A 19,963-nucleotide genomic window follows, 5' to 3' on the forward strand; every position below is an offset into this window, starting at 1 on the left:
AGCCGACTATTATTTAAATAGTTTAAATATATACAACTAAAGTATATAGTACTAAAGGAAATGGTTAGGAGGAGGAGAGGGGGATGCCTACACTCGCTAGTCGCTTCCAGCGTTCTGTCACGCTGCTCAATCGCTTGTTCGGCTCGGAGATCATGGAACGGTTAAGCTTTCAAGTTACCGGCACGCAAATGTATATGCTTCACTACATTCGGGAGAGCGGAAAGTGCCGGCTTACGGAACTAGCTGAAAAGCTGGACGTGAAGCCGAGCGCAGTAACGGTTATGATTGACCGTCTCCAAAAAGCAGGGTTTGTGGCGCGGACAAACGATACGGCCGACAGGAGAGTTATTTTTGTCGAGCTGACGGCGGACGGGAACGACATCTTGAAGAAGGCTCAGCAGATGCGGGAAGAAATTATCGGTTCGTATTTGAGCAATTTTGACGCTGAGGAAGCGCGAATCGCAACGGAAGTGTTGGAGAGAATGGTTGAGCTCGCGCAGCAATCTCAGACGAAATGAGCAGCAGCATAACATCAACATGTAAAGAGAGAAGGAGAAGGAACCATGGAACATCTGTCGCATAAGCGAAAGGTAACCATTATGATGGCCATCATAATGGCTATGTTTTTTTCCGCGATTAACCAAACCATCGTCAGTACGGCGATGCCGCGGATTATTGCTGAACTGCAAGGAATGGAGTATTACAGCTGGGTCATTACGATCTACATGCTGACGTCCACGATAGCGACCGTGCTTGTCGGTAAGCTGTCGGACATGTATGGACGGAAGCCGTTTATTTTGATAGGTATCGTCATTTTTATGATCGGCGCGTTGTTAACAGGTTTTTCCACCGATATTTTTGAGCTTATTATTTACCGCGGTATTCAAGGTCTAGGCGCCGGCATTATTATGGCTTCCGTGTTTACGGCAGTCGGCGACTTGTTCCCTCCTCGCGAGCGGGGCAAATGGACGGGGGTTATGATGGCCGTATTCGGCTTCTCCAGCGTACTCGGTCCAACGCTTGGCGGCTGGCTTGTCGATAATTTTGCTTGGAAGTGGCTGTTCTGGGTATTCCTCCCGATCGGCGTTATCGCGTTCTTTATGATTTTGTTCTTGTTCCCGAAAGTGGAAAAGAGCAAAGGCGAAAAGATCGATTATGCCGGCTCGTTATTATTAACCCTATCGATCGTCGCGCTGCTGCTCGGCTTTTCCTGGGCAGGAACGCAATATCCGTGGGGCGATTATCGGATCATTGGATTATTCGCCGCGGCTGTCGTCTTTGCGGTCATTTTTGTCCTCATCGAAAGAAGAGCGGCAAGCCCTGTGCTTCCGCTATCCCTATTTAAAAACGATATTGTGACGATTTCCAACGCGATCGGATTTATTATGAACGCCGGTATGATGGGCGCTCTGATCTACCTGTCGTTCTTCGTTCAAGGCGTTGAAGGCATTTCGCCGACTTATGCCGGCTACGTGACAATGCCAATGTCCATTGCGATGGTCGTCATGAGTACCATTATCGGCCGCGTTATTACTAAAACGGGCAAGTATAAGCGGTTCGCGGTCATTGGTCTGCCGATCATGGTTGCGGGAATGCTCATCATGGCGTTCATGGACAGCGTGTGGCTCGCCGTTGTGGCCATGGTCGTATTCGGTGTCGGTCTTGGCGTCGGCATGCCGATCTTCTCGCTGACCGTACAAAACGCGGTGAAGCCGTCGGAGCTTGGCGTCGCTACCGCATCCTCGCAGCTGTTCCGGAACCTTGGCGGCACGATCGGTATTGCGGTCATGGGCACAATCATGCAAACGAGCTTGGTCAACAACATGAAGGAAGCGGCCTCTTCCTCGACGGGCTTCGATTTCACGAAGCTGGATCCGGCAGTGGCTGAGCAGCTGAAGGAATTCCAGAACCCGGAAATGCTGCTTGACCAGCCGAAGCTGGAGCAGCTACAAGCTACGCTTCCTCCGGAAATTCAACCGATTATTTCGCAAATGATTGAGACATTGCGCGGCGCGCTTAGCGATTCCCTGACGACCGTATTCCTGGCGGGTACGGCAGTCCTCGTCGTTGCGCTGATCCTGGTCTTCTTCTTGAGAGAAATCCCGCTTCGCACATCGAACAAGATGCCGGAGCAAGGCTCGGAGCAATCGGAGTCCCATCCGTCTAAATCGCCTTCATTACAAGAGGCATAAGAACAATCTTTTGCAACATGGAAACCAAGTTTCGGCGATGCTGAAGCTTGGTTTTTTATTTTTCGCTACCATTTTGAATAGATATATAAAATAAGAACACTTGATCGTATTGGATAATGATGGTAGAATGGAGGAGTTGAACGATATCGATTAGGGGCGGTGTATGGCGTGACCACGACAACCACCGAGATGGACCAGATTTTAACGTATATTCAAGAAAATATTTTCGAACCGCTCCCGCTTGCGAAGCTGGCGGGACAGGCCGCTTACAGCCCTTATCATTTCACGCGTTTGTTCAAGGAGCGGATGGGCATATCGCCTCTTTATTATGTGTCTTCGCTGCGCCTTCAGAAAGCGAAAAATATGCTTCTGCATACCAACTTAAGCGTACGCGATATTGGAATGGAAATCGGCCAGCAGAGTCTAGGCACCTTCACGACGCGGTTCACGCAGAGGGTTGGAATGACGCCGGCGCAATTCCGCCAGACCGCTCCGGAAGCTCCCCGTTATTTGCAAATGCTGAAAGAGCTGGACAATTGGCGGTCACCGGAGCCTGCGCTAATGAATCACTCGGCGGTTAGAGGAACGGTTCGGTCAGATCAGCCATTCCAAGGCGTCGTGTTAATTGGATTGTTCCCAAAGCCAATACCTGAGGGGATGCCGATATACGGTACGCTTATTGGTTCGCTTGGACCATTCGAAATACCGAATGTTAAGCCAGGAATTTATTATTTAATGGCGACGACGATTTCATGGAGCACAGGAGCTATCGATATGCTGCTGCCTCAGGGGACACTTCGCACCAGGTCGCATGCCGCCATTGTCGTGCATAGTAGCACGGAGCTGCCCCATCTTGATGTCGAGCTTCATCCGCCTAAGCTGGACGATCCCCCCATTCTGATCTCGCTTCCAGTGCTAATGAACAATTTTCTCGGACGGATGGGCGGAAAACAGACGAACGTTCATGTTCTTAAATGAATATAGACAATTTCGATATTGAGTTGGGGGGCCGATAACGCTTATAATATAGCGAGTATGAAGACTAACAGAAAAGGTGTAATTCATGAGTATATTAAATGTTGAACGTTTAAGCCACGGCTTTGGAGACCGCGCCATTTTTAACGACGTGTCCTTCCGCCTGCTCAAAGGCGAGCATATCGGACTCATCGGCGCAAACGGCGAAGGCAAGTCTACCTTTATGAACATTATTACGGGCAAGCTTCAGCCGGATGACGGCAAGGTTGAATGGTCCAAGCGTATGCGCGTCGGTTATTTGGATCAGCATGCGGTACTGACAAAAGGCATGACGATCCGCGACGTATTGAAGGGCGCTTTCCAATACCTGTTCGATATGGAGCAGGAGATGAATGAAATGTACGCCAAGATGGGGGAAGTATCCCCGGAAGAGCTGGAGCGGCTGCTTGAGGACGTCGGCACGATTCAAGATACGCTGACGAATCAGGATTTCTATATGATCGACGCGAAGATCGAAGAGACGGCACGCGGACTTGGTTTGACGGATATCGGCCTTGAAAAGGATGTGCACGACCTTAGCGGCGGTCAGCGCACGAAGGTCCTCCTTGCGAAGCTGCTGCTTGAGAAGCCGGATATTTTGCTGCTTGACGAGCCTACCAACTATTTGGACGAGGTTCATATCGAATGGTTGAAGCGTTATTTGCAAGAATACGAGAATGCGTTTATTTTGATCTCGCATGATATTCCATTCTTAAATAGCGTCATTAACCTGATCTACCATATGGAAAATCAACAGCTGACTCGCTATGTAGGCGACTACAATCATTTCCAACAGGTCTATGAAATGAAGAAGCAGCAGCTGGAATCCGCTTATAAGCGCCAGCAGCAAGAGATCGCCGACCTGAAGGATTTTGTCGCCCGCAACAAAGCCAGCGTCGCGACCCGCAATATGGCGATGTCCAGACAGAAGAAGCTGGACAAGATGGAAGTTATCGAGCTGGCGAAGGAGAAGCCGAAGCCGCAGTTCAACTTCAAGGAAGGCCGCACATCCGGCCGCGTTATTTTCGAGACGAAGGACCTTGTGATCGGTTATTCAGATCCGTTGTCCCGTCCGCTTGATCTGCGCATGGAGCGCGGGCAGAAGATCGCGCTTGTAGGCGCGAACGGTATCGGCAAGACGACCCTGCTCCGCAGCATTCTTGGCGAAATTCCAGCGGTGTCCGGGTCGGTCGAGCTTGGAGACAACCTGGAGATCGGTTACTTCGAGCAAGAAGCGAAGGAAGCAAACTATAATACGTGCATCGACGAGATTTGGAATGATTTCCCATCCTTTACGCAGTTCGAGGTCCGCGCCGCGCTTGCGAAATGCGGATTGACAACGAAGCATATCGAAAGCAAAATCGCCGTATTGAGCGGTGGAGAAAAAGCGAAGGTTCGCCTCTGCAAGCTGATAAACCGCGAGACGAATCTGTTAGTGCTCGACGAGCCGACGAACCACTTGGATGTTGATGCGAAGGATGAATTGAAGCGCGCCTTGAAAGCTTACAAAGGCAGCATTCTATTAATCTCTCACGAGCCTGAATTTTACCGTGAAGTCGTGACCGATATATGGAACTGCGAATCGTGGACAACGAAGGTATTTTAATGTAACACGCAAAAATAGAAAGCTCTGCAGCGAGTCCTTCTCGTCCTGCAGAGCTTTTTTGTTAGGAATGTTTGTTGATTACGTCTTCTTCGCTTCAGCAGATATCGTAAAGGTGATGCCGAACCGGTCTGTTACCGTGCCAAATGCTGGACTGAAGAATGTTTCTTCAAGCGCATGTTTAATCTGTCCGCCTTCCGCAAGCGCATTGTAAACGGCTCGAGCCTTCTCCGCGTCCGAAACCATGATGCAAACAGTCACGTTATTGCCAATCGTAATCGGAGTGCCTGGAAAAGCGTCAAACAACATCAGCTCAGATTCGCCGATACGCAAATGCGAATGGGCGATTTTGTCCAAGACCGGCTCGGGAATGGGGGAATGCGGATTTTGTGGCATATCGCCAAAAGTTTGAACCATCAGTATTTCAGCTGCAAGGGCTTTGCTGTAAAAATCAATCGCCTCTTTGGCATTGCCTTGAAAAATCAAATAGGGAATAAGCTTCATTTTTTTATTTAGCTCCTTTCGTCCATCATTATGGTCCGATACGGATAGTTTAACACACGATTTAAGAATCAATTTCTTATCGATTGCTCTCATGCAGCTCGCTCTATCGAAAGCAGCTGGCTGCGGTTCGTAGCTGTGTATCGTTTCGGATGCATGCTATTGATTTCCAGTATTGGACACGATTGATATAATGGGAAGGATATCTATTATCTTATCATTTTAAAAGGTGGTTTTTGAACGTATGGAATTTATTTGCCGCGCTTCTATTCGAGATGATTTTGATTCCATTTACGAGCTGCTTAAGCAGTTGTGGCCGGACAAGGGACTAAGTAAACATGCATTGAGTACGGTTTATTCAAGAAGCATCGACTCTAATCATGATTTTCTTTTAAGCGCTGTGCTAAATGGCGAAGTGATCGGGTTCGGTTGTATGGTCATCAAGAATAGTTTTTGGCAGGAATCCTTTGTTGGTTATCTTACAACTTTGATCGTTCATGAAGAGCATCGGAATCTTGGGGTAGGAAAACAACTTATTGAGAAGCTCGAAAATATAGCAAAGGAAAAAGGCTGTAAACGAATTGAACTGGATTCAGGATTCCATAGAGAGAGGGCTCATCAGGTATATGAGCATCTAGGCTTCCACAAAAGAGCTTTTTTATTTTCGAAGGAGCTTGTATAAGGGAGGAAACTGATGGAAAGGTCTGAAAGGGAAAAATTAAAAACTGAATACGCTCATTTGTTCATGACAGTTAGGGGGGTAATAAACGAGCTAGACCCAGCAGGATTAATTGGGATTGGAGCACCGGATCATGAACATGATTCATTAACGGGGCATGTTCTGCGCTTAATACTTAACCATGATTTTGAGAAGGTAAGACCATTACTTATCGATTGTTATGAATGGTATGGATTTGAAATTCAAGCTTTTGACGAAAAAGATAAAGAAATATTTTATAACAAAATCGATAGGATAACGAATAAACTACATAACATTTATATTGAATTGAGGGATAGCAATAAATAAGCCTATTAGGGGATTTAAAAACAGGAGAGTTCTAAGATAAAAAAAGATAAACTATCATCTATTTGTAATAATTATCGTTGCTTTATTGCTTTCATTTATATATAGCTACTACACCTATAGCAAAATAAAAGTGACGAATCATTTTGCGGATTCGTTTTCACAAGACTTAATAAGTGCGGTGAGTCAAAATGAAGAGTTTGATTTGGCGCAACTAACAGAGTTTGAATGGGATAAAATGTACGTTTTCTATCCTTACATTTCAAGAGAAGAAATGGAAAGGCGGATCGGACGAGAATGGACCACGTACTCCTATATTGGATATTACGTGTTCCAAAAAACTTCTTTGGGAGACCACCCCTTAAATGATGATTCGGTGAACAAAATCGTATTTACAAATGGGAATAAAATCGTGCTTGATGTGACCTTTTATCGAGACCAGGTTGATTTAACTCAGTTAAAACCGTTAATCAATCGGGAGGAAGCGAAGTTTCTTGTGCAGGATAGCGTTTTAAAGCAGATGGGGGCCGATTGAAAATATCGCAGGTTCATTTCAGTCGGGCTATACAAGTATAAGGAGAGCTTTTGATGCCGAGTCATCATGAAATCTATAGGAACCAAGCTGAGATGTACGAGAGAATGAATTCCATTCTGCTGTTCCCGAACATTAAGAAAGAGATCAAGGAATATATAGAGACAAAAGAAACATTGAAATCATTTAAGATTTTAAGCTGGAAAAAGATTTTTAAGCATTTCTTCGCGAACAATCGTTCTTCATCTTATTGGGATATGATGGTACAATAGGAAATGATGAACCAAGCGCTTCTTCAAACATATTGATTAACTACAGAAAAATAACCCACTCTCGGTTGAACGTCCAAGGTGGGTTATTCATTTATTTACCGTGAGTCTCATACCCATCATGATTTCATTTATTGTCCCTATTGTGGAGGTAAATTAGGAGATGCATCTTATCAATTTTGTCCAAAGTGCGGCAACAAGTTAAGGGAGTAAACAGATATAAGGAGCTGGTCAATATCTTCATCACATTAAAACAACTATCCAATCAAGATGAAGCGAGCCTGCTGGACCGGGAGTTTTCTCGACACTATAAATGGTATCGTCAAGGTGATTATTTTTTCAGGTGTCTTGAAGAAAACACTTCAGGTAAACGAGTCTCTTTGATGGCTTTCTATGAGGGAGCTCTAGCAGGATGCTGTCATTTGCTTTATGAATCCAACTATCCATATTTTCGAGATGAGAATATTCCAGAGATCAATGATTTGAATGTTTTCCCTGCATACAGGAGAAAGATGATTGCCAGCAAATTATTCGATGAGTTAGAGAAAATCGCCTCTTATACATCAAGTTATATAGGTCTTGGTGTTGGGCTCTATCAAGACTATGGGAACGCTCAAAGGATGTATGGGAAACGGGGTTTTGTGATGGATGGGAGAGGCATTACCTATAAGAACAACAAAGTCCAGCCCGGCCAATCGGTAACGGTTGATGATGATTTGTTGCTTTATTTAATAAAGGAGCTGGATAGGCAGGTTGAGCTGTGAACGATAAACAATGGTTAGAGTTGAAGAATCAAGAAGATTTGGATGTGTTCATGGATTGTTTCGGCCGGTTTCATGACTCCTGTATCCGTGAGCTGCATATGTGGACAGACCACTACGTAAACTCCGACTTATCGATGAGTGTATCTATTGGTCTTGACCACAATATCCGATTACTTGTACAGCGACAAGCTGAAAATCCGTGCTCTATCGAACTTTTATTTGAAAAAGTTACGCAACTGTATATAAAGCCAAGCCCAGAGAACTATGATTCCGTCATACTTGAAGCAACATTTCTTCAGAAGAACGGTTTATTTTATTGGGCGGATGATAGAGAGTGGGATCCGGATGGAGAGGCGAAGTACTCGTCAGTTAATTGGATATGTTCGAAGGCGGTACGCTGGAGAGATGCTAGCGAGTGGTTAGGAAGTGCATTAAGATACGGATCAAGCAGCTAGAAGGAAAGCGTTACTGCGAAAAAATCGTTGCCTGATAAGGGGTTGCCTATTTTCATATCCTTATATTTTTCTCTAGTACTAACGTTTTCCTACAAGCTTAAAGAAGTTCTGGTTAATGCTGCTCCATTTAAAAGATAGACTACATATACACCCCTGATATGGGATACTATTGCCTATTATCGATAAATACATTGCGTCCTCAACAAATGTTGAACTATTTTATATGCCGATAACACTTCCCGTGCTTATTACAGCGGTGCTGTTCGCAATCTGCCATCTGCAGTATTACCGATTGTCTACCCAAAGTATAAGGTTTATGATTTTTGCTTTTCTTGGCGGGATATTGTTAGGGGCTATGGCGGAGATGACGGAATCGATTCTTTTCTCGGTCATCTTACATCTTGTATTTAATATCTCGGCTGTGTACGTTGCGAAGAGAAAAGGAGCGTACCATCACGCGTCGGAGCTTGACTCTGTCAAATGAATACGATAACGAAAGGTACATCCTCATGAACAACTATAATGAGCGGATAAACAAGGTCATTCAATTCATGGAACAGAATCTTTCTTCGAAAATAAGTCTTGATGAACTAGCGGACGTTGCCCATTTCTCAAAATATCATTTTTCTAGAGTTTTCACATCGATTGTCGGATCGACTCCTTCCTCGTATTTATCGAGCAAACGACTGCAGAAATCTATTCATTACTTAACAGACACGGATAAAACCGTGCTGGAAATTGCATTGCTTTGCGGCTTTGAATCCGCATCGAATTTTAATCTGGCTTTTAAAAAGCATTTTAATAAGACCCCAAGCGAGGTTAGAAGAGGCGTTAGAGAAGATAGCAATATTTCCTTATATCAAAGCAATAATCGAGAAGATGCTGTTAGGCCTCCTCGTTATGATGAAGGTGGTAGTCATCACTTTCTAAGGAGGATTTGGAATATGAATGTTACGATTAAGGAATTACCAAGCTTTGAGGTCGCATTCTTCAGGCATGTTGGAAGCTACCTGGAAACCTATCACGCATGGGAAAAGCTCGGAGAATGGGCCAGTCAGAACGGGCTGTTCCCGCCGGAGCAATCTTTTATCGGTATTTCGTTAGACGACCCGAGCGTTACAGAGGAATATGCATGCCGTTATGATGCCTGTGTGACGATCCCGGATGGTTTTCAGAAGGATGTACATCCGCATGTGCAGTTTCAAAGCTTGCCTGGAGGGCTCTACGGGATGTACCAATTTTATGATACGGTGGATAAATTCGGGATACTCTATCAAAGTTTGTTCGGGCAATGGCTTCCAAATAGCGGGTATGACCCTGACGATCGGCATTGTCTAGAGTTTTCCATGAATAACCCAGCCGAGGATCCGGAAGGTAAGGCGAAAATTGATTTATATGTGCCTATTAAAAAGAGGGCATGAAGGACCGAGGGGGGGACTCCCCCTCCCCAAGCCCAGAAAGACGATGGTGGTGGAACGATGAACCTGTATCTCTATCATTATTATGAATACGAACATGGGCCATTTAGAAACTTATCCTTTCTGGATATAGAAGCTGCGAAATTAATGATGCAGTCCTTAAGAGAAGACGGTGGCGTATTTGCAAGCCGCAGATCTGAAGACTATTTAGATGTCAGGCGGGAATTGGAACGGAAGGCAAGAGAAATATTTGTGCAGAAGGGTGGAAGCCCCAAAACCGAGTATCCCCATTATATGACGTTAGGGCCTTGCGAATGGATTAAAACCTGGTATAAGCAAGGGATGGAAATAAACATTCATTGGGATGAATTAGAGGAAAATACAATCAGCTTTACATATGGGGACTTATTCCCGACGATGAGGGTTAAGGATGGGAAGTCTTATAGGGGACAGGTGTACACCAAGTCGGAAATTATGTCAGTCATCCGAGAGTATGGCTTTCCTCAAGAATGGAATCCGAATGGCGATAAGGGGCCAGAACGCTATATCGAAGTCCAGATTTGGGACGATACATTCATGAAAGGTTTCGGTTAAGACAGCATTGATTTTTTATAATAAGGTCGGTGTAGCGATGATCGTGTAATTAGCCTATTCGTGCTTCTCCTCATCGGTACACCAATCTCATTATGGATTCATTCCTTCATCAAACAACGGAACAAATACAACTTTCTTTGTTAGGTTGGGATTTCATTGTGCTTCAGGGCTGCTGTTGGTTTTTATATGGGCATTATTTGTTGGGGGCTATAAGACTGCATTTTCCTGGGAGGGCGTATTGTTTTATATTTGCGGCGTCATAAATGCAACTATGTATGTATTCGTGTTTACATTGCTCCAAATAACAGGGAAATCTGGATTTGACTAAAGAGTAACAGATCTGTGCTGTAAGAATTAACCTGAGCGAGGTGGTTTATATGAGAACGATTGTGGTGTGCTTGTTTTTTCTGCTGGCAATAGGTTGTGAAGCGGGCTCCTCCGGTAATAAGAAACCGGTTCAACTCGGTACGACAACGCTTGAAAATGAATATCCGGGGGATATTTCCAACGTGGATAAGATGGAGTTGGTTGACGGTTCTTCCGGCGAAAAAATACGGATTGAAGATAAAGGAATCATTCAGGAGTGGCTTCGCCAAATGAAAGACATAGAATTAGCGCCTGATGACAATCAGGAAGGAAGGGTAGGGTATTTATTTCGAACGATCTTGTACGAAGGGGATATGAAAAAACTGGAGTTTCTCCCCGATGAAATGAAACAGGTTTATTACGAGCATAATGAACAGTTCGAAGGGCTGATTCGGCGGTTTTTTGAAGAGCAATTTGGCAGAACGTTCCCGGGAGGCGCTTGACCCATGAATCTGGCTATCATTTTCTTATTGATTGTAATCTGCTTTCTATTGTTTGATATACGAAGCCGGCTGCCAGAGAAGGATTATATCAAGGAAGCGCAGTTACGGGATAAAATGTGGAGAGAGTCAAGAGAGAAAGGGAAAGAGTTCGATTAGCGAAAACGAAGTACGAATCGCTATCCGAAGGAGATCTTTATAGAAGAAGTGTACGCGAACAAAGTCATTTTTGAATAAGAAGGGAACAAACATGATGGCCAATGTGTTTCAAAACCGGATTAACTCGCTTGAAGAACTCGAAGAGCTGCGCCCTCAGCTTGGATTTCCAAGCTCGTTAGTCTCGAACAAAGTAATATACAAGCTTGATCCATATAGCAGAGCATTTATTGAGAAATCACCTTTTATTATGATTGCAACTTCGGATAAAGACGGACTATGCGACGTTTCTCCAAGAGGGGATGAGCCTGGTTTTGTCTATATCGTTGACGATCAACATCTCTTCATCCCGGATCGCCCGGGGAACAAAAGGATGGACTCCATTCGGAACATTTTCTCAAACCCTCAAATAGGCATTATTTTTCTTATCCCTGGACTTGAAGAGACTTTCCGAATGAATGGAAGAGCTTGTATAAGCCGTGATCCAGAGTTATTGCAAGCAACGGCCGCCAAAGGGAAGCTCCCGCTTTTAGGTATTGGTGTAGAGATCGAAGAATGCTATATGCATTGCGCAAAAGCGTTTAAACGTTCCGGGTTATGGTCTCCAGACTCCTGGTTGCCTAAGGAGCAGCTTCCTTCTGCGGCAAAAATTATAGCGGCACATGTAGGTCAGAAAATGAGCGTAACGGAACGAGAAGTGCGAGAATCATTGGATAACAGCTACAGAAATCGACTTTATTGATATTGTTAGGAGGTCAAATATGTTACTATCCATCAAGCTGCCAAAAGAACAAAAAATGGAAATCGTAAGGAATGTACAAGCTTATTTTGAAGGAGAGCGGTCCGAACAACTCGGCGATTTGGGAGCGGAGCAGCTTATTGATTTTATGATCGGAGAGCTTGGGCCCTACATCTACAACAAAGCAATCGAAGATGCCAGGCAACTTGTTCTTGAAAAAATGAACCAGATCGAAGACGAATTCTATTCGCTTGAAAAACCAGTCGGGAACCGGAAACGGTAATTGGAGAAGGTTGGAGGATCGTAATGGCTTTGTGCAGATTGATTCACCAAGACGAGCTGGAGGCTTTATTGCAGCTCTATAAACATTTGCAGCCGGGAGATCCGGAGCTCAGTCGGGATGAAAAGCTGCTGTCTCACTGGAATGATATTTTACAAGACGAGAGCATGCATATTATTGTTGTAGAGCACGAAGGCATGATTGCAGCATCATGTGTTTTGGTCATTATAAAAAACTTAACCAGAAGCGCGAGACCTTATGGATTAATCGAGAATGTTGTTACCCATGAGGCGTTCAGACGACAAGGATTTGGACGTTTAGCTTTAGAAAAGGCGAAAGAGATTGCCGCTCAACATAATTGCTATAAGCTCATGCTCATGACGGGCTCCCAAAGGGATGAGGTTCATCAATTTTATGAAAGTGCAGGGTTTATAAAGGGGAAGAAAACAGGCTTTATAATGAATATGTAAGAGTGGTTGTGACAAGCAAATTAGTAACGAAAAACGATTAACTCTGACATCCCTCTTATTGGGGTTTCGGCGTAGGAGGCCTGGATGAATTGTTTGCTGGTCTTTCAATTCTGTTTATGGTGCTTACCATAATTGGAATAGCAAGTATTGATGGCACCTTGAAGAAGAAGGTGCGCCAAGATGAAAGGATTCTTGAAAGGCTAGATCTAATATGGGAAGAGATTAGAAAAGATAAAGATTATAAGCATTAGACGAAAGGACATTACGTCAAAATGAATAATGAAAAATATCCGACCCTGGCAAACACGATAATTTGGGGACCCGTACATGCAAACTTTCGGCTGAATGATTCTGTTGATGAAACCATCGTTAGCAATGTTACTATAATCCCGTTTGTCGGTGATAAATATGTGATTTTTCAAGTAGAGAACGGAAATTGGGAGCTCCCCGGAGGAACGCTTGAAGCCGGCGAGAACTATACCAATGCGCTGAAGCGCGAGATGCTCGAGGAGCTTGGCGGAGAACTGATCGACTACCATATTTTCGGCCAATTTGATTGTATATCTACCGCTGAAAAACCATATAAACCTCACATTCCGCATCCAAAGTTTGTCCGAGTTGTCGGTTATGGGGAAGTCAAGTTGGTTAGCAAACCGCTGAATCCGGAGGGCGGGGAGCAAGTGATCGCTGTTAAAGTCGTTGAAATAGAGGAAGCCGTCCGTATTTTAGAAGGTAATAACCGGTATGATATTGCAGAGCTGTACAAGCTTGCTCATGAACTGCGGTCATAATCTCTATCAAAGTCAAGTGGAGTTGATTGAGTCATGATAAAAATGGAGTTATCTACATTTGAAAGCCGCATTTGAGCGAGTGTTGAGGCAATTTGAGATCAAGCAGAATATGAATTATAGAAAAGAGAAAGAGGTTTGAGGAAAGGGGGGGTCATCATTTCTTTTCCATTTGACTGTATTACCGAGTTTATGTTTTTCGAGACAGAGCTGGAACAGGCGGATGTTATTTTGGTTCCGGGTAGCAGTCACAGCCAACTGATGGAAAGAGCAGCTAAGCTGTATCATCAGGGAGCGGCTCCTCTTATTCTGCCTTCCGGGGGAGCTACTCCTCAGGTGGAAACGACAGAATGGGCGTTTCTTCGGGATATTGGAATCGCATTGGGGATCCCAGAAGAAGCGATACTGAAGGAGGATCAGGCAACCAACACGTTTGAAAATGCTCGGTTCTCACTAGAGGTATTGAAGCGCCAAGGAATACATCCTAAAAAAGTTATTCTCGCTTGTAAAAACTACCATGCTAGAAGAGCGCTTTTAACCTATCGTTTTATCTTTCCGGAAGACACGGTTTTTTATGTAAGCCCCGTCGTTGACCGAACGGGCATTACGAAAGAGAACTGGTATTTAAACGAGAAGCGCATTCACATCGTCATGAACGAGCTTGAGAAGGTAGGGAAATATTTCAGACATGCCATCCTTCAAAGCGGAGCTAGTTCTTCCCTGCCTTTGGCAGATGATGGTACAATAGTCGAAGACAAATGAACGATACCGGGCAAGGCAATCCGAAGGGGTACAGCTTGAATGACGGCATGAATAATTGGAACCCGCCTAAAGCTTCTAGCTTGGCGGTTTTTTCATTTTCGGGCAGCGGAGGAAGCTAATATGGATTTGGCGCAACGAAAACAATGGAATGAAGGCCATAAATGCTTGACAGATATCATTCTTAAACCACAAGAGCATGACAGCGCGGTCAAGCTCTTTTTGCAGCAGCATGCTTGGCTGCACTCCTCCAAATTGACTCCATCCGGGTCAGTCCGTACGCTAGAGGACGAATTGTTGGACGGTGCGAAGGAGGAAACACTGCGCCAATATCCTGTAAGAACACCCGACACAAAAAACTCGATCGTCTGGCATCTTTGGCACATTGCAAGAATCGAAGATATGACGATGAATGTTCTCGTAGGCAACCATGAACAGATTTTGTATGCCGGCGGCTGGTACCGAAAACTAAATATTGGTGTTGAACATTCGGGCAACGGGATGAGCGAAGCGGAAATTGCTAATTTAAGCTCGGGAATCAATATATCAGCTCTATTAACCTACCGGACTGAGGTGGGGAGAAGAACTCGTGACATCATAAGCTCGCTGGAGCCTCGGCAATTTAAACAAAAGGTAGAACCGCATCAAATAAGCAAGCTAGAAGAGCTTGGGGCAGTAAAGAAGGGAGAGAAATGGCTGCTAGAGTACTGGGGGAATAAGACGATTGCCGGCTTGGCGCTGATGCCCGCAACGAGGCATAATTTTGTGCATTTGAACAAGTCACTTCGAATTAAGCAAAAGCTTCAAAAAAATAAAGCTTAGGAAATGAGGGATGCCCCCGATGACGTTAACGCTTAGAGGCGCACTCGAGTCGGATTTGCCTATCCTTGCTCAAATGAATAAACAGTTAATTGACGATGAGGGCAGTCTGAATCCTATGACAATCAGCGAACTGGAGGATCGTATGAGGGTGTGGCTTCTGTCCGATTGGCATATTGATTTATTGTGTAAGGACACGGAGATTGTGGGATATGCGCTTTACCAATTTCGTGACAACACCTATTATAAAGTAGAACGGGAAGTGTATGTGAGGCAATTTTTTATTACGTCGGATCATCGAATGATGGGTTTTGGGAGAGAGGGGATTAATCTGCTAAAGGAAACGCGGTTCCCGGATGTGAAGACGATTATCGTCGATGTATTGGTGAACAATCATAGGGGAATGAGCTTTTGGCAGCAGGTTGGGTTCGCTCCTTACCAAACGACTATGAAGCTCCATACGAAGTGAGCAAGCTAAGAGGGGAATGGAATGAAAAAAATTAGTTGGATTATCGTTGTTCTTATCACTCTCTCATGTGTTTCGTTCGTATACTTTTACCATCAGCCTGAACGGATTGAACGTGAGCATAAGAGCGTCATCTATTCAGTTGAAAACGATTTTGAGAAGCAAACAAGCATTGCCCTAGAAGGGAACTATTATCGTAATCTATTTGGCCGTGATGTGTTCATTGGGAAGCTAATGACGGATGACGATTTGGAGTATGAGATTAAATTGTACGATGAAGGCGGCAACTTTCAAGGCTCCATTACTACTCTTAACAGCAATAATGTCACCGAAACCATCGGTTCGGTTATGACCTCTCGTCATTTTGACAACGTTTGGGTACAATTAGACAATATCAATGAACGGTACAATCTATCGGATGGGTACATTACCGGTCCTGCGACCACGAAAGAAGAGGCAAATCAAGTAGCATTGAAAATGCAAGAAGGAAAGAAACAATAAGGGGAGGATAACGATGATACTTGAGGTTGCTGTGCTGCAAGTTAAACCGGGATTGACCGATGGATTTGAGCGAAGTTTTAAAGAGGCATCGGGCATTATTTCCAAAATGAAAGGCTATATCCATCATGAGCTGCAAAAATGCATTGAGGATCCGAACAAGTATATTTTACTTGTGAAATGGGAGACGCTTGAAGATCATACGATAGGCTTTCGGGGATCTGCGGAGTATCAAGAGTGGAAAGCTTTATTGCATCATTTCTACGATCCATTTCCTACGGTTGAGCATTTTGAGATTGTCAATCTCGATTCGTAAGCTTTATATGATGGGGAGGCTACAAAACCGTGCAGCATATACAAGCCGTTATATTTGACCTGGATAATACGCTCCTCGATCGGACTCGTACGTTCAGAAGCTTTGCGGCTCGCTTTATAGCCGCCTATTTTGGGCATGTGAAGACGACAGAGGACATTCTTGAAAGGATCATAGTTCTCGACCAGGACGGATACAAGGATAAAAGCGAGCTATTTGATGAATTGCTAGACGAGATGCCTTGGAAAGCGAAACCGTTAAAATCAGAGCTTATGAGCTTCTATGAAACGGAATATGTCAATAACGCTGTACTCATGAATCAAGCGAAAGAAGTGTTGAAGCACGTCAAAAGCAAATACCAAACGGCATTAATTACGAATGGCAGAACGGCCATTCAGTATGGAAAGATTGACAAGTTAGATATCCGGAAAGATTTCGATTGCATCCTCGTCTCGGAGGAAGCCGGCGTAAAGAAGCCCGACCCAACAATCTATCGCATGGCGATAGACCGATTAGGACTGCAGCCCGATCAGTGTATTTATGTTGGCGATCATCCGATTAACGATATTCAAGGGGCGGCAGACTGCGGCATGGAAGCCATTTGGCTGAAGGTTAACCAGCCTTGGCGAGAAGAGCTTACGGCAAAGCCGCTATATGTTATCTTTCAATTAGAAGAGTTATTGCATCTGTTATGAGAAATGTTAAACTTAACGGTTTACATTTGTGAGTCTTATGTCCTAGTTTATTGCCTATTATTTCTTGTATACGAAGTTGAATGGTTATGTTATGATGATCTCAATTCTAAGACGAATTAACTACATAACAACACGGCAAACTTGTTGAAAGACAAGGACGCAAAGCTACGGGCCTACTGCATATGCAATGGCGGCCGGGTTGCAAATGTGACCATAGAGACTCTTTCTTCTGCACATTTGAGGGAAAGGGTCTTTTTTGTACCCAAATTATGTCGAATTATGTCGTTTGATAGGAGAAAGCCGATGGCAGAACATGTTTTTTCGGACCCATTGTTGGATGTTTATTATCACGAGAATACGCAGCTGCTAGAGCAATTAGAAGGCATTATCTTGGATTGTGAGGCTGGCACGTACAGCGAGAAGGCAACGAACGAAATTTTTCGCGTCATGCATACGATCAAGGGCTCTTCAACGATGATGAATTTCTCCAATGTGGCGAGACTCGCCCACACGATGGAAGACTTGTTCTCGTACATACGATCCGAACAACCGGAGCATGCCGATTACACCGTGTTGTCTGATCTGGTCCTGCAGGGGATCGATTTCATGAAGCTGGAGTTTTACAAAATTAGAAACGGTCATCCAATGGATGGCGACGAAGCCTCTCTTGTTTCTGAGCTGCAGGAGTATTTGGATAGGCTAACCTCACAGCACGAAGATGCGCACGTGAAAGCCATCGTATTCTTTGAAGATGAATACCAGATGGAGAATGTGCGGGCCTTTCAAGTCGTTCATCAGCTGCAGGAGTGGACGGACAGGTTTTCCTATGAACCGGAAGATATTCAGAATAACAATGAGACGGCAGAGATGATCCGGAAAGAAGGGTTCCGTCTTTACTTCCGTAATCGTGAGACGGTGGAGGAAGTGCAGGCTGCCTTATCACAAGCTCCATGCCTCAAGCATCTGGACATCATTCCGCTTCAAGAGGAACACGAAAAAGAAGACAATCACGCAATTGCCCAGACGGTTTTGGATGCCCCGGCAGCTTCAGCAGCAGAGCAGCTGGAGAAGGCGCAGACAGCGCAAAGCCAATTGGCGACGGGACAGTCGTCCAATTTTATAAGCATTAATGTAAATCGGCTCGATGAATTGATGGATTTGGTAGGCGAGCTTGTGATTGCGGAATCCATGGTGACCCAGAGTCCGGATCTGGCGGGACTTGAGCTGGAGCAATTCCGGAAAGCAGCCAGACAGCTGCGCAAAATAACGGGTGAAATTCAAGACAAAGTCATGTCGATCCGAATGGTGCCGCTTTCCAATACGTTTCATAAGATGAATCGGATTGTCCGGGATATATGCAAAAAGCAAGGGAAGTCCGTCAAGCTGGAATTGGTCGGGGAAGATACGGAAGTCGATAAAAATGTCATCGAGCGCATTTCCGACCCGATAATGCATATGGTACGCAACTCGCTGGATCACGGCATTGAGACGCCGGAGGAACGGCTGTCGCAAGGAAAACCTTCGACCGCGACACTTACCTTAGAAGCGCGAAATGTTGGCAGCGAAGTTTTTGTTGTGGTGCGCGATGACGGACGAGGCTTGAACAAAGAAAAAATTATAAAAAGAGCTTTGGAGAACGGACTTCTCCAGAAACAGGACGGAGCATTGGAGCTCCCTGATCATGAAATCTTCCAGCTCATCTTTTTGCCGGGCTTCTCGACAAAAGAGTCGATCACGGAATTCAGCGGCCGCGGTGTCGGAATGGATGTTGTGATGAGCAACATGATGGACGTGGGGGGGAGCGTATCCGTAGCGAGCGTTCCGGGAGAAGGAACAGCGATTACGATGCGGATTCCTCTTACTTTGGCAATCATTGACGGAATGAATGTTAAGGTGGGTCAGGCCCGCTATACGATTCCGACGACTGCGATTCGGGAATCATTCCGCGCAGCTGCTGATCAAATTATAACGGATCCGGACGGCGCCGAGATGATTATGGTGCGGGGGGAATGTTATCAAGTTCTGCGGCTTCACGAAAGATTTGGGGTCGAGACAGCAGTCAAGGATATGCAGCATGGGATATTGATCATGGTGGAGTATGAGCATCGCAAGCTTTGTTTGTTCGCGGATGAATTGATTGGACAGCAGCAGGTCGTGGTGAAAAACCTTCCGGCTTATATTAAAAAAATACGCGACATTAAAGGATTGGCAGGCTGCACAATGCTTGGCGACGGGAGCATCAGCTTAATTCTAGACATTGGCGGACTGCTGTCAGGACGTTACTAAATTCGGGGGTGTTAGGGCGATGACGGATCAAAACGGCAATCAAGACTCATCCGGGTATGATGAGGATACGATGAGCGGGAAGTATCTTACCTTCCAGCTTGGGACGGAAGTGTATGGGATCGAAATTGCTTATGTTATTGAAATCATCGGCATTCAAGCGATTACGGAGGTGCCGGAGCTTCCCGAGTATATTCGGGGCATTATTAACCTGCGCGGGAAGATCATACCAGTCATGGACGTCCGGCTCCGGTTCCGTAAGACGTTCCGGCCTTACAATGACCGGACATGTATTATCGTCATCGATATTCAAGACGTATCGATAGGTTTAGTCGTAGACAGCGTCTCTGAAGTATTGTCTATTGCCGAGCACGATGTGGTGCCGCCGCCGGAGCTTGGACACGGTCACAGCAACCGGTTTATTAAAGGCGTCGGCAAGGTAGGCCAGGATGTGAAGCTGCTGCTTGATTGCGAGAAACTGCTGCAACATGAGGTATTGGAAGAATTAAGTCAACTATAAGAGAC

Annotated in this window: 29 protein-coding genes and 1 riboswitch; of the genes, 28 read left to right on the forward strand and 1 reads right to left on the reverse strand. The window is 45.0% G+C overall.

Annotation, left to right across the window (positions count from 1 at the left end):
- The first annotated feature begins 83 nt into the window (after nucleotides 1–83).
- The 4 genes from D3P08_RS09555 (at nucleotide 84) to D3P08_RS09570 (ending at nucleotide 4,812) form a co-directional block, all read left to right on the forward strand.
- Nucleotides 84–518, forward strand: a complete 435-nt coding sequence (locus D3P08_RS09555; RefSeq protein ID WP_119599356.1) for a MarR family winged helix-turn-helix transcriptional regulator — start codon at nucleotides 84–86, stop codon at nucleotides 516–518.
- A 45-nt stretch (nucleotides 519–563) separates the two neighbouring features.
- Nucleotides 564–2,192 (forward strand): MDR family MFS transporter, encoded by a 1,629-nt coding sequence (locus tag D3P08_RS09560; RefSeq protein ID WP_119599358.1) that lies wholly within the window; start codon nucleotides 564–566, stop codon nucleotides 2,190–2,192.
- 168 nt (nucleotides 2,193–2,360) lie between these two features.
- Nucleotides 2,361–3,170 carry a helix-turn-helix transcriptional regulator gene (locus tag D3P08_RS09565; protein WP_420819024.1) on the forward strand — a complete coding sequence of 270 codons (810 nt, stop codon included), beginning with the start codon at nucleotides 2,361–2,363 and terminating at the stop codon, nucleotides 3,168–3,170.
- 85 nt (nucleotides 3,171–3,255) lie between these two features.
- A complete protein-coding gene (locus D3P08_RS09570; protein WP_119599360.1) occupies nucleotides 3,256–4,812 on the forward strand; it encodes an ABC-F family ATP-binding cassette domain-containing protein in 1,557 nt (518 codons plus the stop codon).
- A 78-nt stretch (nucleotides 4,813–4,890) separates the two neighbouring features.
- Here the strand turns inward: D3P08_RS09570 and D3P08_RS09575 are convergent, their stop codons facing one another.
- Nucleotides 4,891–5,313 (reverse strand): VOC family protein, encoded by a 423-nt coding sequence (locus tag D3P08_RS09575; protein ID WP_119599362.1) that lies wholly within the window; start codon nucleotides 5,311–5,313, stop codon nucleotides 4,891–4,893.
- Between the two features lie 241 nt (nucleotides 5,314–5,554).
- Here D3P08_RS09575 and D3P08_RS09580 point away from each other — a divergent pair, with 241 nt between their 5' ends.
- The 24 genes from D3P08_RS09580 (at nucleotide 5,555) to D3P08_RS09685 (ending at nucleotide 19,958) form a co-directional block, all read left to right on the forward strand.
- Nucleotides 5,555–5,992 carry a GNAT family N-acetyltransferase gene (locus D3P08_RS09580; protein ID WP_119599364.1) on the forward strand — a complete coding sequence of 146 codons (438 nt, stop codon included), beginning with the start codon at nucleotides 5,555–5,557 and terminating at the stop codon, nucleotides 5,990–5,992.
- Between the two features lie 12 nt (nucleotides 5,993–6,004).
- A complete protein-coding gene (locus D3P08_RS09585) occupies nucleotides 6,005–6,337 on the forward strand; it encodes a hypothetical protein (RefSeq protein WP_119599366.1) in 333 nt (110 codons plus the stop codon).
- Nucleotides 6,338–6,467: 130 nt separating this feature from the next.
- Complete coding sequence (locus D3P08_RS09590) at nucleotides 6,468–6,869, forward strand: hypothetical protein (protein WP_147381788.1); 402 nt, start codon at nucleotides 6,468–6,470, stop codon at nucleotides 6,867–6,869.
- A gap of 53 nt (nucleotides 6,870–6,922) precedes the next feature.
- Nucleotides 6,923–7,138: a hypothetical protein gene (locus D3P08_RS09595; RefSeq protein WP_119599370.1), complete on the forward strand. Its 216-nt coding sequence runs from the start codon at nucleotides 6,923–6,925 to the stop codon at nucleotides 7,136–7,138.
- A gap of 185 nt (nucleotides 7,139–7,323) precedes the next feature.
- Complete coding sequence (locus D3P08_RS09600; protein WP_240647406.1) at nucleotides 7,324–7,899, forward strand: GNAT family N-acetyltransferase; 576 nt, start codon at nucleotides 7,324–7,326, stop codon at nucleotides 7,897–7,899.
- Nucleotides 7,896–8,354 carry a hypothetical protein gene (locus D3P08_RS09605; protein ID WP_240647396.1) on the forward strand — a complete coding sequence of 153 codons (459 nt, stop codon included), beginning with the start codon at nucleotides 7,896–7,898 and terminating at the stop codon, nucleotides 8,352–8,354. Before D3P08_RS09600 ends, D3P08_RS09605 begins: the two co-directional genes overlap by 4 nt.
- A gap of 223 nt (nucleotides 8,355–8,577) precedes the next feature.
- Entirely contained in the window at nucleotides 8,578–8,838 is a 261-nt protein-coding gene (locus D3P08_RS28060) for a CPBP family glutamic-type intramembrane protease (RefSeq protein WP_162848413.1), read from the forward strand.
- A gap of 25 nt (nucleotides 8,839–8,863) precedes the next feature.
- Nucleotides 8,864–9,775: an AraC family transcriptional regulator gene (locus D3P08_RS09615; RefSeq protein ID WP_119599374.1), complete on the forward strand. Its 912-nt coding sequence runs from the start codon at nucleotides 8,864–8,866 to the stop codon at nucleotides 9,773–9,775.
- Nucleotides 9,776–9,832: 57 nt separating this feature from the next.
- The gene (locus tag D3P08_RS09620) at nucleotides 9,833–10,366 is read left to right on the forward strand and encodes a hypothetical protein (protein WP_119599376.1); all 534 of its coding nucleotides are present in this window, start codon (nucleotides 9,833–9,835) and stop codon (nucleotides 10,364–10,366) included.
- A gap of 377 nt (nucleotides 10,367–10,743) precedes the next feature.
- Complete coding sequence (locus tag D3P08_RS09625) at nucleotides 10,744–11,175, forward strand: hypothetical protein (protein ID WP_119599377.1); 432 nt, start codon at nucleotides 10,744–10,746, stop codon at nucleotides 11,173–11,175.
- Nucleotides 11,176–11,178: 3 nt separating this feature from the next.
- Nucleotides 11,179–11,331 (forward strand): hypothetical protein, encoded by a 153-nt coding sequence (locus D3P08_RS27270; RefSeq protein WP_162848414.1) that lies wholly within the window; start codon nucleotides 11,179–11,181, stop codon nucleotides 11,329–11,331.
- Between the two features lie 94 nt (nucleotides 11,332–11,425).
- The gene (locus D3P08_RS09630; protein WP_119599529.1) at nucleotides 11,426–12,070 is read left to right on the forward strand and encodes a pyridoxamine 5'-phosphate oxidase family protein; all 645 of its coding nucleotides are present in this window, start codon (nucleotides 11,426–11,428) and stop codon (nucleotides 12,068–12,070) included.
- A 19-nt stretch (nucleotides 12,071–12,089) separates the two neighbouring features.
- Complete coding sequence (locus tag D3P08_RS09635; protein ID WP_119599379.1) at nucleotides 12,090–12,350, forward strand: DUF2164 domain-containing protein; 261 nt, start codon at nucleotides 12,090–12,092, stop codon at nucleotides 12,348–12,350.
- Nucleotides 12,351–12,373: 23 nt separating this feature from the next.
- Nucleotides 12,374–12,817 carry a GNAT family N-acetyltransferase gene (locus tag D3P08_RS09640; protein ID WP_119599381.1) on the forward strand — a complete coding sequence of 148 codons (444 nt, stop codon included), beginning with the start codon at nucleotides 12,374–12,376 and terminating at the stop codon, nucleotides 12,815–12,817.
- Between the two features lie 89 nt (nucleotides 12,818–12,906).
- Nucleotides 12,907–13,068 (forward strand): hypothetical protein, encoded by a 162-nt coding sequence (locus tag D3P08_RS27275; protein WP_162848415.1) that lies wholly within the window; start codon nucleotides 12,907–12,909, stop codon nucleotides 13,066–13,068.
- A 21-nt stretch (nucleotides 13,069–13,089) separates the two neighbouring features.
- A complete protein-coding gene (locus D3P08_RS09645) occupies nucleotides 13,090–13,608 on the forward strand; it encodes an NUDIX hydrolase (RefSeq protein WP_119599383.1) in 519 nt (172 codons plus the stop codon).
- A gap of 156 nt (nucleotides 13,609–13,764) precedes the next feature.
- Nucleotides 13,765–14,367, forward strand: coding sequence for a YdcF family protein (locus D3P08_RS09650; protein WP_119599531.1), 603 nt, complete (start codon nucleotides 13,765–13,767; stop codon nucleotides 14,365–14,367).
- 120 nt (nucleotides 14,368–14,487) lie between these two features.
- Nucleotides 14,488–15,186 carry a DinB family protein gene (locus tag D3P08_RS09655; protein WP_119599384.1) on the forward strand — a complete coding sequence of 233 codons (699 nt, stop codon included), beginning with the start codon at nucleotides 14,488–14,490 and terminating at the stop codon, nucleotides 15,184–15,186.
- 19 nt (nucleotides 15,187–15,205) lie between these two features.
- Nucleotides 15,206–15,652, forward strand: a complete 447-nt coding sequence (locus D3P08_RS09660) for a GNAT family N-acetyltransferase (RefSeq protein WP_162848416.1) — start codon at nucleotides 15,206–15,208, stop codon at nucleotides 15,650–15,652.
- A gap of 21 nt (nucleotides 15,653–15,673) precedes the next feature.
- Nucleotides 15,674–16,150 (forward strand): hypothetical protein, encoded by a 477-nt coding sequence (locus D3P08_RS09665; RefSeq protein ID WP_119599388.1) that lies wholly within the window; start codon nucleotides 15,674–15,676, stop codon nucleotides 16,148–16,150.
- 13 nt (nucleotides 16,151–16,163) lie between these two features.
- The gene (locus D3P08_RS09670) at nucleotides 16,164–16,463 is read left to right on the forward strand and encodes an antibiotic biosynthesis monooxygenase family protein (RefSeq protein WP_119599390.1); all 300 of its coding nucleotides are present in this window, start codon (nucleotides 16,164–16,166) and stop codon (nucleotides 16,461–16,463) included.
- A gap of 29 nt (nucleotides 16,464–16,492) precedes the next feature.
- The gene (locus D3P08_RS09675) at nucleotides 16,493–17,155 is read left to right on the forward strand and encodes an HAD family hydrolase (protein ID WP_119599392.1); all 663 of its coding nucleotides are present in this window, start codon (nucleotides 16,493–16,495) and stop codon (nucleotides 17,153–17,155) included.
- A gap of 124 nt (nucleotides 17,156–17,279) precedes the next feature.
- Nucleotides 17,280–17,362: riboswitch (cyclic di-GMP riboswitch) on the forward strand.
- A gap of 96 nt (nucleotides 17,363–17,458) precedes the next feature.
- Nucleotides 17,459–19,441 (forward strand): chemotaxis protein CheA, encoded by a 1,983-nt coding sequence (locus D3P08_RS09680; RefSeq protein ID WP_119599394.1) that lies wholly within the window; start codon nucleotides 17,459–17,461, stop codon nucleotides 19,439–19,441.
- Nucleotides 19,442–19,460: 19 nt separating this feature from the next.
- A complete protein-coding gene (locus D3P08_RS09685) occupies nucleotides 19,461–19,958 on the forward strand; it encodes a chemotaxis protein CheW (RefSeq protein ID WP_119599396.1) in 498 nt (165 codons plus the stop codon).
- Nucleotides 19,959–19,963: the final 5 nt, after the last annotated feature.

Origin of the sequence: Paenibacillus nanensis (assembly GCF_003583765.1) — a bacterium.
Lineage (GTDB): Bacteria > Bacillota > Bacilli > Paenibacillales > Paenibacillaceae > Pristimantibacillus > Pristimantibacillus nanensis.